At 54.1% G+C, this 14,131-nt stretch carries 20 protein-coding genes; 14 read left to right on the forward strand and 6 right to left on the reverse strand.

Translation table 11 applies throughout. The annotated features are described in order from the left end of the window. Positions 1-38: 38 nt before the first annotated feature. Positions 39-644, forward strand: coding sequence for an HD domain-containing phosphohydrolase (locus QZ516_RS08405; RefSeq protein WP_297188415.1), 606 nt, complete (start codon positions 39-41; stop codon positions 642-644). Positions 645-704: 60 nt separating this feature from the next. Here QZ516_RS08405 and modC read toward each other — a convergent pair whose 3' ends face one another. The 4 genes from modC to QZ516_RS08425 all read right to left on the reverse strand — a co-directional run bounded on the left by modC (position 705) and on the right by QZ516_RS08425 (position 3,785). Continuing rightward, positions 705-1,778: a molybdenum ABC transporter ATP-binding protein gene (gene modC, locus QZ516_RS08410; protein WP_297188417.1), complete on the reverse strand. Its 1,074-nt coding sequence runs from the start codon at positions 1,776-1,778 to the stop codon at positions 705-707. Then, entirely contained in the window at positions 1,775-2,461 is a 687-nt protein-coding gene (gene modB, locus QZ516_RS08415) for a molybdate ABC transporter permease subunit (RefSeq protein ID WP_297188419.1), read from the reverse strand. Before modB ends, modC begins: the two co-directional genes overlap by 4 nt. 43 nt (positions 2,462-2,504) lie before the next feature. Then, positions 2,505-3,272 (reverse strand): molybdate ABC transporter substrate-binding protein, encoded by a 768-nt coding sequence (gene modA / locus QZ516_RS08420; RefSeq protein ID WP_297188421.1) that lies wholly within the window; start codon positions 3,270-3,272, stop codon positions 2,505-2,507. A gap of 135 nt (positions 3,273-3,407) precedes the next feature. Further along, complete coding sequence (locus tag QZ516_RS08425; RefSeq protein ID WP_297188423.1) at positions 3,408-3,785, reverse strand: LysR family transcriptional regulator; 378 nt, start codon at positions 3,783-3,785, stop codon at positions 3,408-3,410. A 284-nt stretch (positions 3,786-4,069) separates the two neighbouring features. Here QZ516_RS08425 and QZ516_RS08430 point away from each other — a divergent pair, with 284 nt between their 5' ends. The 3 genes from QZ516_RS08430 to QZ516_RS08440 all read left to right on the forward strand — a co-directional run bounded on the left by QZ516_RS08430 (position 4,070) and on the right by QZ516_RS08440 (position 5,675). Beyond that, positions 4,070-4,690, forward strand: a complete 621-nt coding sequence (locus QZ516_RS08430) for a LysE family translocator (protein ID WP_297188425.1) — start codon at positions 4,070-4,072, stop codon at positions 4,688-4,690. Positions 4,691-4,869: 179 nt separating this feature from the next. Beyond that, on the forward strand, positions 4,870-5,109 hold the full coding sequence (locus QZ516_RS08435; RefSeq protein ID WP_297188427.1) for a TIGR02647 family protein: 240 nt from the start codon (positions 4,870-4,872) through the stop codon (positions 5,107-5,109). A gap of 56 nt (positions 5,110-5,165) precedes the next feature. Continuing rightward, the gene (locus QZ516_RS08440) at positions 5,166-5,675 is read left to right on the forward strand and encodes a hypothetical protein (RefSeq protein ID WP_297188429.1); all 510 of its coding nucleotides are present in this window, start codon (positions 5,166-5,168) and stop codon (positions 5,673-5,675) included. 31 nt (positions 5,676-5,706) lie between these two features. On the opposite strand, the gene QZ516_RS08445 is transcribed toward QZ516_RS08440, so the two are convergent. Both QZ516_RS08445 and QZ516_RS08450 read right to left on the reverse strand, forming a co-directional pair. Further along, positions 5,707-5,997, reverse strand: coding sequence for a hypothetical protein (locus tag QZ516_RS08445; protein ID WP_297188431.1), 291 nt, complete (start codon positions 5,995-5,997; stop codon positions 5,707-5,709). 132 nt (positions 5,998-6,129) lie between these two features. Continuing rightward, positions 6,130-6,735, reverse strand: a complete 606-nt coding sequence (locus QZ516_RS08450) for a hypothetical protein (RefSeq protein ID WP_297188433.1) — start codon at positions 6,733-6,735, stop codon at positions 6,130-6,132. Between the two features lie 206 nt (positions 6,736-6,941). On the opposite strand from QZ516_RS08450, the gene QZ516_RS08455 reads away from it, so the two are divergent. The 10 genes from QZ516_RS08455 (at position 6,942) to QZ516_RS08500 (ending at position 14,098) form a co-directional block, all read left to right on the forward strand. Further along, positions 6,942-7,316, forward strand: a complete 375-nt coding sequence (locus QZ516_RS08455) for a hypothetical protein (RefSeq protein ID WP_297188435.1) — start codon at positions 6,942-6,944, stop codon at positions 7,314-7,316. Between the two features lie 33 nt (positions 7,317-7,349). Then, positions 7,350-8,294 (forward strand): putative RNA methyltransferase, encoded by a 945-nt coding sequence (locus QZ516_RS08460; protein WP_297188437.1) that lies wholly within the window; start codon positions 7,350-7,352, stop codon positions 8,292-8,294. Positions 8,295-8,370: 76 nt separating this feature from the next. Next, a complete protein-coding gene (locus tag QZ516_RS08465; protein ID WP_297188439.1) occupies positions 8,371-8,904 on the forward strand; it encodes a hypothetical protein in 534 nt (177 codons plus the stop codon). A 153-nt stretch (positions 8,905-9,057) separates the two neighbouring features. Beyond that, positions 9,058-9,399 carry a zinc ribbon domain-containing protein YjdM gene (locus QZ516_RS08470; RefSeq protein ID WP_297188442.1) on the forward strand — a complete coding sequence of 114 codons (342 nt, stop codon included), beginning with the start codon at positions 9,058-9,060 and terminating at the stop codon, positions 9,397-9,399. Positions 9,400-9,404: 5 nt separating this feature from the next. Then, a complete protein-coding gene (locus tag QZ516_RS08475; RefSeq protein ID WP_297188444.1) occupies positions 9,405-9,992 on the forward strand; it encodes a DUF1415 domain-containing protein in 588 nt (195 codons plus the stop codon). 568 nt (positions 9,993-10,560) lie between these two features. Further along, the gene (locus tag QZ516_RS08480) at positions 10,561-10,890 is read left to right on the forward strand and encodes a DUF1508 domain-containing protein (RefSeq protein WP_297188446.1); all 330 of its coding nucleotides are present in this window, start codon (positions 10,561-10,563) and stop codon (positions 10,888-10,890) included. 159 nt (positions 10,891-11,049) lie between these two features. Continuing rightward, on the forward strand, positions 11,050-11,400 hold the full coding sequence (locus tag QZ516_RS08485; protein ID WP_297188448.1) for a metalloregulator ArsR/SmtB family transcription factor: 351 nt from the start codon (positions 11,050-11,052) through the stop codon (positions 11,398-11,400). 40 nt (positions 11,401-11,440) lie between these two features. After that, positions 11,441-11,878, forward strand: coding sequence for a YeeE/YedE family protein (locus QZ516_RS08490; RefSeq protein ID WP_297188450.1), 438 nt, complete (start codon positions 11,441-11,443; stop codon positions 11,876-11,878). Position 11,879: 1 nt separating this feature from the next. After that, on the forward strand, positions 11,880-12,305 hold the full coding sequence (locus QZ516_RS08495; RefSeq protein ID WP_297188452.1) for a YeeE/YedE family protein: 426 nt from the start codon (positions 11,880-11,882) through the stop codon (positions 12,303-12,305). Between the two features lie 65 nt (positions 12,306-12,370). After that, positions 12,371-14,098 carry a SulP family inorganic anion transporter gene (locus tag QZ516_RS08500; RefSeq protein WP_297188454.1) on the forward strand — a complete coding sequence of 576 codons (1,728 nt, stop codon included), beginning with the start codon at positions 12,371-12,373 and terminating at the stop codon, positions 14,096-14,098. Positions 14,099-14,131 lie beyond the last annotated feature (33 nt).

The following is a 14,131-nucleotide window of genomic DNA, read 5'->3' on the forward strand; positions in this document are numbered from 1 at the left end:
GGATTGGTGCGTCAGGCCTCTCAAGTCAGGAGGAAATAATGAATGACTTCTTTTCAAATCTGACCAACCCTTTTCGATCTCTCGTTGCCGCCCTTGAGAAGCGGGATGAATACACGGCGGGTCATGATCAGCGAACGAAGCTGATTGCGGTGGATATCGGAGAGCAATGTGGGCTGGAAGCTGAGGAGCTGGCGATCCTCGAAATTGCGGCGTCTGTGCACGATATCGGAAAAATCGGGATTCCCGATCGAATCCTGTTAAAAGCCGGGCGCCTTGACGCAGAGGAATGGGAGGTGATGAAGAACCATCCGGAGCACGGGTTCCGGATTCTCAGCACCGTCGAATCACCCTATGCGAGCCCGGTGGCCAACGTGGTTCGATACCACCATGAGGCGTTTGATGGGAGCGGATACCCCGACGGCAAACGCAGCGAGGACATCCCTGTTCTCTCGCGTATCATCGCACTGGCCGATTGTTACGATGCCATGGCCACATCCAGGCCGTATCGTCCAGGCAAACCTCACAGCTTTATCATGAAGGTCATCCATGAGGAAAACGAATACAAATACGATCCATATTTACGTAAAAAGCTCGTAAATTGTCTGGAGAATAGCCCACTCCGCGCTCAACAGGCAGAAATCTAGTGATCTCGTATTTTCGAGAAATGAACGTCACCCTGTCGCCCTCCTCTGTGGCATAAAATATCACTCCAGCAACGCCACCGATTTGATCAGCATATAGAGCGACTTCCCTGCCTCGAGGCCAAGCTGACTGACTGCTCTCGAGGTCACTTCTGCCAGCACCAGTTGTCCATCCGCAGTACGACAGGCCACCACAAAGCGGCTATCTGTTGGAGGGTCGATGCGCTCAATGGTCACGGGCAGGTGGTTTTGAATACTGATGTGGTGGGGATCAACCAGGGACAGGCTGACATCACGGGCGCGAATAAGTATCCGGGTGGGTCGGGAGCCAGACGCTTGCTCCGCCCTGGGAATCCACAGCCGGGCTTCGGGTGGACCAAAGGGTCTGACACCATCCTCTCCGGTCTCACCCAGAGACCCCTCCAGCACCGAGACGGCACCGGCATCATCAAATAGTGGCGAGTCCGGACGCGCCAGCGACTCGTGCAACGTTTCGATGCGCTGGATGAGGCCATCCTGCAGGAATACAATCCGGTCCGCCAGGCGTTCGATCTCATCCGGGGAGTGGCTGACCATGATGATCGGTACACCCGACTCAACCGCCATACGACCGAGAAACGGCATGATCTCGCGCCTGGTCTGGGTGTCGAGTGCCGCCATTGGCTCGTCGAGCAGCAACAGTTGTGGACTGATCAGCAAGGCCCGCCCCAGGGACACTCGCTGGCGCTGACCACCGGATAGCTGATCGATGCGGCGGCCAAACAGATCTTCAATACCCAGCATGGCGGAGACTTCGGGCGGATGCAGTCGGCGCAACAGCGCTGGGGTTCGCCTGTAGCCATAGAGCAGGTTGTCCTCCACCGACAAGTGCGGCAACAGGCTGTGTTCCTGAAAAACCAGACCGATACGCCGCCTGTGCAGTGGCACGAACTTGCTTCCCTGCTGCCATTGCTGGTCGCCAAAGCTCACTGCAGCCCCCCTGATTCGCTCCAGTCCGGCGATCAGACGCAGTAAAGTCGTTTTGCCACAACCAGAGCGGCCAAACAGCCCGGTCACGCCCTCAAGAGGCCACTCGTGATCTACCTTGAGCTCAAAGTCTCCGCCATAACGCAGGTGAGCCTGAATACGAAGCATCATAACCGGACGACCTGAAAGCGGCGGGTGAGACTGTAAACCACCAACAGGGTGACAAAGGCGAAGACCAGCAGCATCAATGAAAGACTGTGGGCAGCCTCGTAGTTCATGGCTTCGGCATGATCGTAGATCAATACCGACAACACCCTGGTTTCACCGGGTATGCTGCCACCGAGCATCAGGATAACGCCAAACTCACCCATGGTGTGGGCGAAGGTCAATGTGGCCGCCACCACAAAACCGCTGCGTGTCAGTGGAAAAATCACGGTACGGAAACGGTCCAGCGCCCCGGCACCAAGACTGCTGGCCACCTCGACCGGGCGCCGCCCCAGATGGCTGAAAGCTTCTGTCAGCGGCTGCACGGCAAAGGGCATGGAATAGAGAATGGATGCAATCAGAATGCCCTCAAAAGAAAAGGCAAGATGGTGCAAACCCAGGTCTTCCAGCGTTTTGCCCACAATCCCCCGCGGCCCCATTGCCACCAACAGATAAAAGCCGAGCACAGTGGGCGGCAGCACCAGGGGCAGAGAGACAATCGCCTGTACCACGTCCCTGCCACGGGAGCGCTCCTTTGCCAGCCACCAGGCAAGCGGGGTGGCCAACAGCAACAGGATTATCGTGGTGTACAGGCACAGCCGTAGGGTGACCTCAATGGCTTGCCATTCCGCAGGTCCAAATGTGTACATGGCGTTTCCTCATTCCGGGAGACCGCCGGCCCGGTGGTGTTGTTTACTCCGGTATGACAAAACCGTAGCGAGTCATAATGTCATGCACTTTGTCGGTCGCCATAAACCCTGCAAATGCCAGCGCTTCGGACTTATTGCCGCCGCGCCTGGTGACCACATAACCCTGAGTCAGCGGATTATGCAGAGCGTTATCGATCAGGTAGTGATCATGCCTGGCCAGCTCGGGAAACCTGGCCAGAGACAGGGCGATGATGCCCACCTGTGCAGCGCCCGATTCAGCCATCTGGGCGGCGTGCGCAATATTCTCGCCGAACACCAGTTTGCTCTGCACAGCATCCCAAACACCTGTCGACTGCATGGCCTCTTTGGCACGCAGGCCGTAGGGCGCATGCGAGGGCTGGGCAATGGCAATGCGGGCAATCGTATCTGAAGTCAGGTCTTCAAGGGTGAGGCTGGCGGCGTTCAGGGTGTTGCTCCAGATCACAATCCGGCCAATGGCATAGACAACCGGCTCCGTGGTTGTCAGGCCTTTGTCCTTGAGTTGCAGGGGGAAGGCAATGTCGGCCGAAAAGAAGATATCGTAGGGCGCACCATTAATGATCTGCGTGGTCATTTTCCCGGAGGAGCCGTAAATCACCTCGATGGCGGCATCGGGGTGCGCCTCACGATAGAGTTGCACGATGTCATCCAACGCATAACGCAGGTCAGAGGCCGCTGCGATACGTACCGGGTCGCTGGCGTGCAACGCTGTGGTCAACAACAGAAGAGTCAGTATCACAAGCAGCCGACCCGGTTTTACGAATAGGGGCATTGTCGATCTCCGAGCAAGGAATGGTGTGATTTTTCTGTGGCCAGACCGGATGCTCTATCACGTTATATCCAACTGAATATAACGTGAAGAATAGGGCCAGATCGCCGGGTCGTCAACTCAGAGTGAGTATCTGAGTCAGTGGGGACTGCTGGGAGGGAACGGAGCCAGATGGGCCGAGAGCTCGTTCAATTCATCAGCCACTGCCGTTGCTGTCTTTTCTTCGATTCGTCGGTACAGGGCCAGCACCTGTTCACCCAGTGGTGTAATCCGGGCACCCCCACCGCCACTGCCTCCGGCGGCGGATTCAATCAGGGGTGAGGAAAAACACTGGTTCATAGTGTCAACCAGCAACCAGGCCCGACGATAGCTCATCCCCATCTGCCGGGATGCGGCCGAGATGGAACCAGTGGCAATGATGTGCTCCAGTAGTTCAGCTTTACCGGGGCCGATAGCGATAGCTTTTCCGAAAAGGATACGTTGCCGCAGGCGCAATGACGAAGTACTTGGTTTCATAATATTGTGTTCGAGCGATACGACAGCTGATTTTGCCACAATAGGTTAGTGGCAACGAACTTAACGGTTTATCAAGGGTATCCGGAGAGTGACGCCTTTGAAGCTCGAAGCATCGCTGGCGGCTCCGCGATAACCGAGCTTCCAGGCAACCGGCACAATAAAAAACTGCTTTTGCTTTATGAGTTCTCTCCAGCCATTAAGTTACAATAATGTTGTACACACGCGATAGCGCTATTGCCGGTTACAAAAAAGCAGGAACGGCTGAACAAAAGACGTTACACACTATGAGCATCATCGAGTCGATAGCACTTCTGGGGATCATGGTTGCACTTGCGGCCATGCCAAGCACCAGTGTCGCACTGGTTGTCACACGCGCTGCCACGCTGGGCGTTAAAAACGGTATAGCGGTTGCTGCAGGAATTGTTGTCGGCGACCTGCTCTTTGTCATGTTGGTGATACTGGGTCTATCCACGCTTGCAGAGGCCCTGGGCAGCTTGTTTCTGGTCATCAGGTATCTTGGTGCAACCTATCTGATCTGGCTTGGCTTGACGTTGCTGGCAAGAAAACACACCACCGGGTTTACGACCAACAACCCGACAGGCAAAGGACGTCTCACAACAGGCTTCCTTGCCGGCCTCGCCCTGACGCTCGGGGATATCAAGGCCATTTTTTTCTACCTTAGCCTGTTTCCCATATTCATTGATTTAACCGCACTCCAGCTAACTGATGTTTTTATTATCACGGCAATCACAGTGGTCGCTGTGGGTGGTGTAAAAGTCGTCTATGCCTTTTCAGCAGCACATATTGCCACCCTGTCGAAAGGCCTCCCGTTTGAACCCGCCATCAGAAAAACAGCCGGTGGTGTAATGATCGGAGCGGGGAGTTATCTCATTGCAAAAAGCTGACAGCCACATCCGCTGGCATAAGTCACCAATGTTAACGAGAACTGTGCATTTTCCTGTTAACATTACCCAAGGTTGGGAGCTCTATGGTCAGCAGGGGTGAACCCTGAGATGCGGTTACCACGTCTTGCCTGAGGCAGCCGACTATGCACCCTTCAAGAACAACAATAAGAGGTACCACTATGCCCTTTTCTCCGGAACATCTAACCGAATTGAACTTGCTGGTCATGTTCAGCACCCCCTCACTGCAGGAGGGCATCAAGGTTCACCGACACGAGGCGGCGCCCGAACTGGTGGCGGCAGCCGAGCGCTTGCATCAAAAAGGCTTGATCACAAACAGGGATGGAGGCTACCTGACCGACCTGGGTTTCGAGACAGTCGATCACACCCAGAAACTGCTGGGGATTCTCTCAACTGACTGAAGCTACAAGCTGCCACTTTCGGGCACCGTATTGAACAGAAAAATTCAGGACGATGAATGAAACATAAAATGACATTTTTATTTGCCATGACCTTTTTTATTATCGGAAATGGCTATAGCCTTCTGGTGCATCAGGCCCATGCGGCTTCAGCTGAGACAAACACCCTGTGTGGTGATTTTGCCCTGCCCGGCTCGAACAAGGTTTATCTGTTTGCCTACAAAGAGCATCAGCCGCGTGAGAGTATTGCGCAGTTGGTCAGAAAGGAAACCGCCTCGGCGCTGACCGGTATTGTTGATGAGGTGGTAATCGTCCAGGATAGCGAACAGGCAAAAACAGACGGGCTCTTACTGAAAATCAAGGTGCTCAATATTGCCCGGGGCAACCTCTTCACGAGAATCGACTTCAGGTATGAGTTAATCGAAAACGTCAATAAGGCAGAAATTCTCAACGAAACCGATGTATTAACATCAAATTTTGGTTTTAACAAACTGACTGCCAATGTGGGCAGGGAAATTGTGCGCAGCATCAGCCCGACGATCGATTGTTTTGCCGCGCGCAGGCAGTAAACCCTGCCAGCCCATCATGCTGCGGGAGCTGTTATGGCACCAGATGCCTGATGACCAGTTGCGAGGCAATAAAACAGATAGAGAAGAAAATCACCATTGCCATGATACCCGCCAGAATCACGGATTTCGGATTGGTCTCCAGCAGGTCTGATGCTCTCTTCATACCACGCCTTCTTTGCAGGGCAAACACCAGACAGAACGCCTGGGTAATAATCTCAAGCGCACTGAGATTTTTCGGTTTGGTCTCTTCGGTTTCAACCTGTTGCGAGTCCACTTCGGTGGCAGCTTCTGGCGAAGTATCGTGCTGATCTTTGCTGGTCATAATCTTGGGTACTCATCACTTGGCACAGCAACTGTGGTGTCAGTAGCGTAACAGACACAGCTGCCAACAATGGATTTTATCAACCGGAGAGGTAATCGCCGCCGATAGAGTAAGGTGTTCTCGGCGCCGGACTTATTCAGCACCGCTGCGAACCGCCGTGCCGACAGAATCCTGCAGCGGTCCCAGTGGATTGCGGCGGGTTTCCTCTTCGTCGATCAGGGGAACCCCGCTCCAGATCTTGTAGACCACCGTATTGTGGTCAATCACGATCAGGGCATAGAAATTCCAACCGTTGCGAATACGCTCGCGTTTGAATTTTAGCAAGTCCAGCACCACATTGCCTACCCGTTTGCTGTTACTGACGCTGGGCGTTGCCTCATAGGCCAGACATTTCTCGCGGGACTTGAGACAGGTTCTCACACTGGGAGGTAGCTCATCATTTGTCACTGAACTGTTCGGGCTGAACTTCTGGATGATATCGAGGTAGGAAAGGATCCTGACGTTGGGGGCACTGTAGGGGTCAAAACCCAGGGCAGGCAGATCATCGGTGGTGGTTTCATTGAGAATGATGCTGTCGTAGGACGCCTTTGCCTCTTCAAAACTGTTCCACTGGGATTTGGTCTTGGCCCCACCCTTGGGCAAACCGCTGCTGCACGATGCCAACATCATCACCAGCAGCACCACCAACAGCGAAAGAGGAACCCCGCACGTCTGACGAATCGTAACAGCTTTACTCATGGCGCCCGGCCTGACTTTATTAAGACGATTCAATCATTACATTAAAGACGAAGAGCCGTCCATACTGAACCGTCACTCTGCTGTGCAGCGTTATTTATATTTGCTGTTTTTCAGCCGGTTTGGCACCCTTACGGCCTGCTCAGGCAGTGTCAAAACCACCCCCGGCCAAGACCACCTGAATTCACGCGATATATCACGGAGATCCCATGCAATTAGAAGAAGCAAAAGCACTGCGCGAAAGCTGGGGCGACAAGCCTTGCAACCACCCCTCTTTTGCCGACGAATACATGTTTGGCTCAAAGACCGGCGATTTTGTCTGCGAACAATGTGGCCAGACGTTCACCAAGCGCGAGAAAGACAAATTGGGCCAGGCAACCAACCCAAAGCTGGACCAGTTCCTGCAGCAGAAGGACCTCATCAAGGAACGACTCGACACCCTGTTCCGGCGCAAGGATCAGCTCGCGGCGGTCGCCCAGAGCAAATCCGGCAATCCCGTGCTATTACTGGAAGCGCTGTTAAAAGATCAGGAACAATTGATTCTGCGCGCCGAAGAGTTGCTCTGGGCAATGGACCAGAAATGATTGCGACCGCGCATCTTGCCGGGATGCGCCGCTGTGCTTCGGCAAAGTCCCGGAGACCAGACCATTAACACAGCGCCGTTCACGTCACTGGCTTGCCCCCTGGATGGCAAGCCCCTGACACGCCAGGGCACAACTTGGCAGTGTGCCGGCGGACACAGCTTCGATATCGCCAGACAGGGTTATACCCATTTACTGCCGGTTCAGAAAAAGCGGTCAGCCGACCCCGGCGACAGCAAGAGGATGGTGGCGGCACGCCAACGTTTCCTGAATGCCGGTCATTATCAGCCCATAGCAGATGCCGTGAGCCGCGCAGTTCTGGCGGAGCTCCCCACCAACACCACCGCGAGCTGCCTCGATGCCGGTTGCGGCGAAGGTTACTACCTGCGACAGCTGAGGACAGCGACAGGCGGGGGGGAACACTCACTCGCCCTGATGGGGCTGGATATTTCGAAGTGGGCTGTCATCTCTGCGGCCAAGCAGGCCACCACCATGCCGGGACTTGCAACAACCACCGTCACGCCCTGGGCCAACTGGATCGTGGGCACCAATGCCCATCTGCCGGTATTGGGTAGTACGCTGAACCGGCTGCTATGTATTTTTGGCTTTCCCGTCTACAACGAATTTGCCCGGGTACTGAAACCCGGCGGCATCCTGTATCAGGTAGATGCCGGGCCAGATCATCTCCGGGAGTTGCGCGACATCATCTATCCCCGTATCCGGCCAGCTCGCACATCCGAGCCGCCGCAACCGGCGGAGTTCACGCACCGATCCAGCGAAAGCATTCGCTACTGCCTCTCGCTGTCAGACGCCGCATCGATAGCTGATCTGCTTGCCATGACACCACACCTGTATCGCGCTTCGGCAGAGGGCCGGGCCAAAGCGGCGGCATTGACCACCCTCGAGGTCACCATCGATGCCGTTCTGTCGCGTTTCGAGTGCCACAAGGATCGGCAGCCTCAACCCCCTGCATCCCTGTGATGCAGGCCATACCGGCCAATTGACAAACCACCTGCTGCCGATAGACATTACCTGCCACACACAAAAGAAATTCTGTATGTCAAAACATGCCCCCCATGTCATCCGCCTGCAGCTGGACAATATCCAGCAGCTTTTCAACTCGCTGGACCCATCGCCTTTTCTCGGGCGAGACCTGGACACCAATGCCGAGGCATTCATCATGGACTGGGCCCAGGAATATCCGGCCAAGGGAGATTTTTGCCTGGAAATTACCCTGGCAACGGCGATCTCTGCACAAGAAAAAAACCGCCTGGAACAGGCCATCCATAACTATTTCAACGAGAGGGCCAGATTTTGCCGGCACGAGTTGCGACAATTAATGCGGGAGGGAAGACTCAGCCTGGTCATCGGCCTATCCTTTCTGGGTCTCTGTGTCGGGGGCGGCCGCCTATTGGCAAACCCTATTCCCTACAGCGGATTTGCCGAATTACTCAGTGAAGGATTAATGATCGGCGGCTGGGTGGCGATGTGGCGACCCATGGAGATTTTCCTCTACCGATGGTGGCCAATTGTTCGCCGCCGCCGAACTTACCTGCGGCTGGCAGGCATGCCCGTGACAGTGATCTCCTGAAAGTGATTCCTGAAGGAAATTCCTGCAAGTGCCAGCAACCCCTCAAAAACCTTGCCACAGTGCCAACATCTGTCAGCTGAAAAAGCATAAAATAGCACCCCTGCTGAAACACGACTTACGCTTCCCCACCCAGAACAGGATACAACCACCGGTATGAGCAATTTACCCAACTGCCCGAAATGCAACTCCGAATACACCTACGAAGATGGCAATCTGTATGTCTGCCCGGAATGTGCCCACGAATGGTCCATAGAGGCCCCGGCGGAAAACACCGAGCAGGACCCCTCCATCAAAGATGCCAATGGCAACGTCCTTACCGACGGCGACACTGTGACCGTCATCAAGGATCTGAAGGTAAAGGGCTCATCGCTGGTGGTGAAAGTCGGCACCAAGGTAAAAAATATCCGCCTGGTGGAAGGTGATCACGATATCGACTGCAAAATTGACGGTATTGGTGCCATGCAGCTCAAGTCAGTCTTTGTGAAAAAAAGCTGAACGGCATGCCCCAAATGAACTTGCCAGCTTCGCACGAACGGGTGACAGAACAGGTGAAGCTCTGGCTGGAAACCATCGTGGTGGGGTTGAACCTGTGCCCTTTTGCCAAACGGGAGCTGGTGAAAGACCGAATTCGTTTTTTTGTTTCGGTAGCAACTACCGAAGAGATGCTGGTCTGTGACCTGGAAGCAGAGCTTGAGAGGCTCGATCGGGATCCGTCCATTGAAACAACGTTGATTATTCACCCCCAGGTGTTAGAGGACTTTTTCGAATATCAGCAATTTTTGATCTGGGCTGATCGGGTGTTGAAGCGCATGGGACTCCGGGGCGTTTTTCAGATTGCCAGTTTTCATCCCGACTACCAGTTTCTCAATAGCCTCAAGCATGCGCCGGGAAATTATACCAATCGTTCCCCCTACCCCATGCTTCACCTGCTTCGCGAAGATAGCCTGGCAAATGCCATCGCCAATTTCCCCGACACGGACAAAATCCCCGAACGCAATATCGCCCACCTCGAAAGCCTGGGGCCAGAACAGTTGCGCGCGCTATTTTCCACTGTGGGTCTGCACACCGAAACCCCTTCCGACAACTAACTTATAGATCGGTCTTTTCGGCCATCCGCCACCAGAGCGACACTCGCACCCATACCCGCCATAACACTCATCCAATTAACATATAAACCACATATTAAAATATTTTATTCACCTTTTAACGTATTAAAAAATATTCATCAGTATTATTTTTTCATTGCGTATTATTTGGTTTATATTAAACCCGTTAAAATTAATGTACCGATAAATAGTTTCTCTTTTTTTACCTCATAAAAACCCGCCATTAAAAATAATAAAATTCATTTATAACAATACCTTAACTAAATAAATGTGCCTTATCAAAAATCCAAAAATAAAAATATAACTCATCGGATATTGAATAAATAACCAATTAAATATAATAATTTCACCGCCGATCTGAACTGAAAGATCACGATTCAATCGGGTATCAACCTGGCCTGTTTTTAACCCGGTTGTCGATTCAGAACGGTCATTGGGCGGGGTAACTCTACGGATATGACGACTCATCCTGCCCGAACAAATATTGAGGCAGGCGCTATAACAATCCGGTGCCCAGGCATCAGATCACTCAACAAGAGAGGAAAAGAGAATGTCCAGTTCATACGAGTTGCACAAAGATAACGAGGGTGTCTTTAACTTTTCGCTGAAGACAGAGAATGGCGAGACAATTCTGGTCAGCAAACCCTATTTTTCCAAGGGTTCTGCCATAAATGATATCTCTGAGCTGCAGCATATCTGCAATTATGAGAATTATTATCAGAGAAACGTGTCGGCCGGTAACGAGCACTATTTCGAACTCCAGACCCCCAGACGCAAGATCATCGGCACCAGCCCGATGTTCAGCTCCGCGGAATCCATGGAAAACGCTATTGGTCTGGCCAAATCAGTCGGCACAACCAAAGTCATCAATTCACATTAACCCCCCCCCCTTCACGTCCTGACCTGATAACCCCGTCAGGTCAGGACGTTTTTTCTGACAGACACCCTCCACAGCAATCTCATCAAACCTGCAACACCTTGACACAACTGACCGCCTATAATATACAATTAAATATAATGTATTATTATATATTGAACTATGCCAAAGTCCGTCTCTGCACCGCCCGACACAGCCATTGATGATGCTGTGACCATCGACCATATGCGCATGGCCGCCAGCGCTGCCAGCGCATTGCTGAAAGGGGTCGCCCATGAAGACCGCCTTCTTCTGCTCTGCCTGCTCAGCAGGCATGAGTTGAGTGTCGGGGAAATTGAAACGCAACTGAAAATCCGTCAGCCCAGCCTGTCACAACAACTGGGCGTATTGCGGCGGGAAAAGCTGGTGACCACGCGGCGAGAAGGTAAACGTATCTTTTACCGGCTGGCGGATCAAAAGGCGCTAGCGCTGGTGACGCTTTTGTACGATCTTTACTGCAAGGTCGACCATTGACCCGGTCGCCCGATTTATCAATCACCACAGGTATTTATCCATGACTATCGACTGGCAAGCCTTTACTCCCTGGACATCATTGCTGGGCGGTGCACTGATCGGCCTGGCCGCCGCAGCCTTTGTTCTACTGAATGGCCGCATCGCAGGAATCTCCGGGATTGTCGGCGGGTTGCTCACACCCAAAAAAGCAGATACCGGCTGGCGGCTGGCCTTTGTGGGGGGCATGGTCACTGCACCATTGCTCTGGCTGCTGGTCTCTTCTCTACCAGTCATTCGGATTGACGCGAGCTTTCCGATGCTGGTTGTTGCCGGCCTGGTGGTGGGTCTCAGCACCCGATTTGGTGCCGGTTGCACCAGTGGTCACGGGGTCTGTGGCATTTCCCGGCTATCGCCCCGCTCCCTGGTTGCTACAGCCGCTTTTATGCTGAGCGGCTTTGCGACGGTGTTTATTATTCGCCATCTGTTAGGGGGGCTATGAAATGAATAAATCTCTGCTCTCGGCCTTTATCGCGGGACTGATTTTCGGTATCGGCCTGCTGGTATCCGGCATGGCCAACCCCGAAAAAGTGTTGGGCTTTCTCGATCTTGCCGGACCCTGGGATCCCTCCCTGGCACTGGTCATGGGTGGCGCCGTGGCAGTAGGGCTGTTGGCCTTTAACCTGGCCGACAAGCGCCAGACCTCTCTGCTGGGTGACGTCATGCGCCTACCCACCCGACAGGATATCGACAAGCCACTGGTGTTGGGCAGCCTTGGATTTGGCATCGGCTGGGGACTGGCGGGATTTTGCCCCGGCCCGGCACTGGTGGCACTGGGTGCAGGCGAACTGAAAGCGCTGGTATTTACCGTCGCCATGCTATCGGGCATGGCCGTTTATGAGCTGCTCCAGCGCCAGCGGCCCGGCTAACATCCTTTGATAATGACAATGTACCTTTTTATCTTTGACCTCCCATTGGCAACAGGACCTCTCTGATGCGCAAACTGCTACCCTCGTGGCTGACGGATTATCAGGCAAAACTGTTACCCAGCGACCTGGTGGCCGCGGTGGTCGTCACTCTGCTGCTGATCCCCCAGGGGCTCGCGTATGCCGCACTGGCGGACCTGCCACCGCAACTGGGCCTCTATGCCAGCCTGCTGCCACTGCTTGCCTACGCCCTGTTTGGCTCATCCATGGTGATGTCGGTGGGACCGGTGGCGGTTATTTCGCTTATGACCGGGGCCGCACTGGCCCCGATAGCCGAGCCGGGCAGCGCTGAATACATTGCCGGGGCTATTCTGCTGGCCATGATGTCGGGGGTCATGCTGTTTACCTTTGGCCTGATGCGTCTCGGCGCCATGGCACAGTTTTTAAGTCACCCGGTGATCAGTGGTTTTATCAGTGGCGCAGCATTGCTGATTATTATCGGCCAATTGCGCCCGTTACTGGGTATCAACAGCCACGGTGAAACCGGTGTCGAGCTAGCTGTTGGGCTGGCGGCTAACCTGGGTGGCATTCAACCGCTCACGGCAGTATTCGGCTTTGCCACGTTTGTGCTGTTATGGCTGGCCAGACACTGGTTGGCAAAACTGCTCATGGGCCTCGGCCTCGCCGAGGGTACGGCTTCGTTGATTGCCAAACTGATGCCCATCGTGACCGTACTCGGCAGTGCTGTATTAGTATCTCTAATGGGCTGGGAAACTGACCTTCGCGTGGTCGGCTCCCTACCGGGAGGATTGCCGGCACTACAGGTGCCAACCATTGATTTCTCGATCGTAACCAAACTGTGGTTGCCGGCGCTGGCCATCAGTTTGATTGGCTTTGTGGAAAGCGTCTCGATTGCCCAGGCTTTTGCCAGCAAGAACCGGCAGCGCATCAATACCAACGCAGAGCTGCGCGGACTGGGTGCCGCCAATATCGCCAGTGCGCTGTCCGGTGCCTTTCCCGTCACCGGCGGCTTTTCACGTACCGCCGTCAATGCCGAAGCGGGTGCCCGCTCGCCACTCTCAGGGATATTTGCGGCAGTCCTGATCGCGTTGTTACTGGTCTTTGCCACCGGGTTATTCCACGCCCTGCCCATGGCGGTGCTGGCCGCCACAATCATTATCGCCGCGATCGGTCTGGTGGATATCAAATCATTGATTCACAACTGGCACTACGATCGCGCCGAAGGCATGGCGCAGGCTGGAACAGCTCTGGGAGTACTGCTGGCCGGCGTGGAAGTCGGTATTGCCATCGGCATCGCCCTGTCACTGGCAACCCTGGTGTGGCGAGCCAGTCGGCCCCATATTGCCATTGTCGGCCGGGTCCCCGATACCGAACACTTTCGCAATGTGAACCGCTATCAGGTCGAAACACGGGGGGAAATCCTGATACTCCGGGTGGATGAAAACCTGTTCTTTGGCAATGCTGAATCGGTGGAAAAATTCATTCTTCGCGCGCTCGAAGCACAGCCAGAGGCTCACCACCTGGTGCTGGTGATGTCGTCAGTCAGCAGCGTCGATGCCACGGCCATGCAAATGCTCGACATGCTCAATGAGCGCTTGATTGATGAGGGCATGAAGCTGCACCTGGCAGAAGTGAAAGGCCCGGTGCTCGGCCAACTGGAAAACGATAGATTCCCCGAGCGTCTCAGCGGCGAGATTTTCCTGTCTACCTTTACTGCCTATCAGGCATTGCAGATTGCCGAAGAGGAAACCGCACAGCAGTTACAGGAAAACTGACAACTGCTACATTACCCGAACAATCTCAGGATT

This window comes from uncultured Porticoccus sp., from assembly GCF_913061305.1.
GTDB lineage: Bacteria > Pseudomonadota > Gammaproteobacteria > Pseudomonadales > Porticoccaceae > Porticoccus.

What these genes read in the sequence shown, in the direction of transcription:
- QZ516_RS08405 (WP_297188415.1), top strand. Translation starts at nt 39, where the DNA reads ATGAATGACTTCTTTTCAAATCTGACCAACCCTTTTCGATCTCTCGTT.
- modC (WP_297188417.1), bottom strand. Translation starts at nt 1,778, where the DNA reads ATGATGCTTCGTATTCAGGCTCACCTGCGTTATGGCGGAGACTTTGAG.
- modB (WP_297188419.1), bottom strand. Translation starts at nt 2,461, where the DNA reads ATGTACACATTTGGACCTGCGGAATGGCAAGCCATTGAGGTCACCCTA.
- modA (WP_297188421.1), bottom strand. Translation starts at nt 3,272, where the DNA reads ATGCCCCTATTCGTAAAACCGGGTCGGCTGCTTGTGATACTGACTCTT.
- QZ516_RS08425 (WP_297188423.1), bottom strand. Translation starts at nt 3,785, where the DNA reads ATGAAACCAAGTACTTCGTCATTGCGCCTGCGGCAACGTATCCTTTTC.
- QZ516_RS08430 (WP_297188425.1), top strand. Translation starts at nt 4,070, where the DNA reads ATGAGCATCATCGAGTCGATAGCACTTCTGGGGATCATGGTTGCACTT.
- QZ516_RS08435 (WP_297188427.1), top strand. Translation starts at nt 4,870, where the DNA reads ATGCCCTTTTCTCCGGAACATCTAACCGAATTGAACTTGCTGGTCATG.
- QZ516_RS08440 (WP_297188429.1), top strand. Translation starts at nt 5,166, where the DNA reads ATGAAACATAAAATGACATTTTTATTTGCCATGACCTTTTTTATTATC.
- QZ516_RS08445 (WP_297188431.1), bottom strand. Translation starts at nt 5,997, where the DNA reads ATGACCAGCAAAGATCAGCACGATACTTCGCCAGAAGCTGCCACCGAA.
- QZ516_RS08450 (WP_297188433.1), bottom strand. Translation starts at nt 6,735, where the DNA reads ATGAGTAAAGCTGTTACGATTCGTCAGACGTGCGGGGTTCCTCTTTCG.
- QZ516_RS08455 (WP_297188435.1), top strand. Translation starts at nt 6,942, where the DNA reads ATGCAATTAGAAGAAGCAAAAGCACTGCGCGAAAGCTGGGGCGACAAG.
- QZ516_RS08465 (WP_297188439.1), top strand. Translation starts at nt 8,371, where the DNA reads ATGTCAAAACATGCCCCCCATGTCATCCGCCTGCAGCTGGACAATATC.
- QZ516_RS08470 (WP_297188442.1), top strand. Translation starts at nt 9,058, where the DNA reads ATGAGCAATTTACCCAACTGCCCGAAATGCAACTCCGAATACACCTAC.
- QZ516_RS08475 (WP_297188444.1), top strand. Translation starts at nt 9,405, where the DNA reads ATGCCCCAAATGAACTTGCCAGCTTCGCACGAACGGGTGACAGAACAG.
- QZ516_RS08480 (WP_297188446.1), top strand. Translation starts at nt 10,561, where the DNA reads ATGTCCAGTTCATACGAGTTGCACAAAGATAACGAGGGTGTCTTTAAC.
- QZ516_RS08485 (WP_297188448.1), top strand. Translation starts at nt 11,050, where the DNA reads ATGCCAAAGTCCGTCTCTGCACCGCCCGACACAGCCATTGATGATGCT.
- QZ516_RS08490 (WP_297188450.1), top strand. Translation starts at nt 11,441, where the DNA reads ATGACTATCGACTGGCAAGCCTTTACTCCCTGGACATCATTGCTGGGC.
- QZ516_RS08495 (WP_297188452.1), top strand. Translation starts at nt 11,880, where the DNA reads ATGAATAAATCTCTGCTCTCGGCCTTTATCGCGGGACTGATTTTCGGT.
- QZ516_RS08500 (WP_297188454.1), top strand. Translation starts at nt 12,371, where the DNA reads ATGCGCAAACTGCTACCCTCGTGGCTGACGGATTATCAGGCAAAACTG.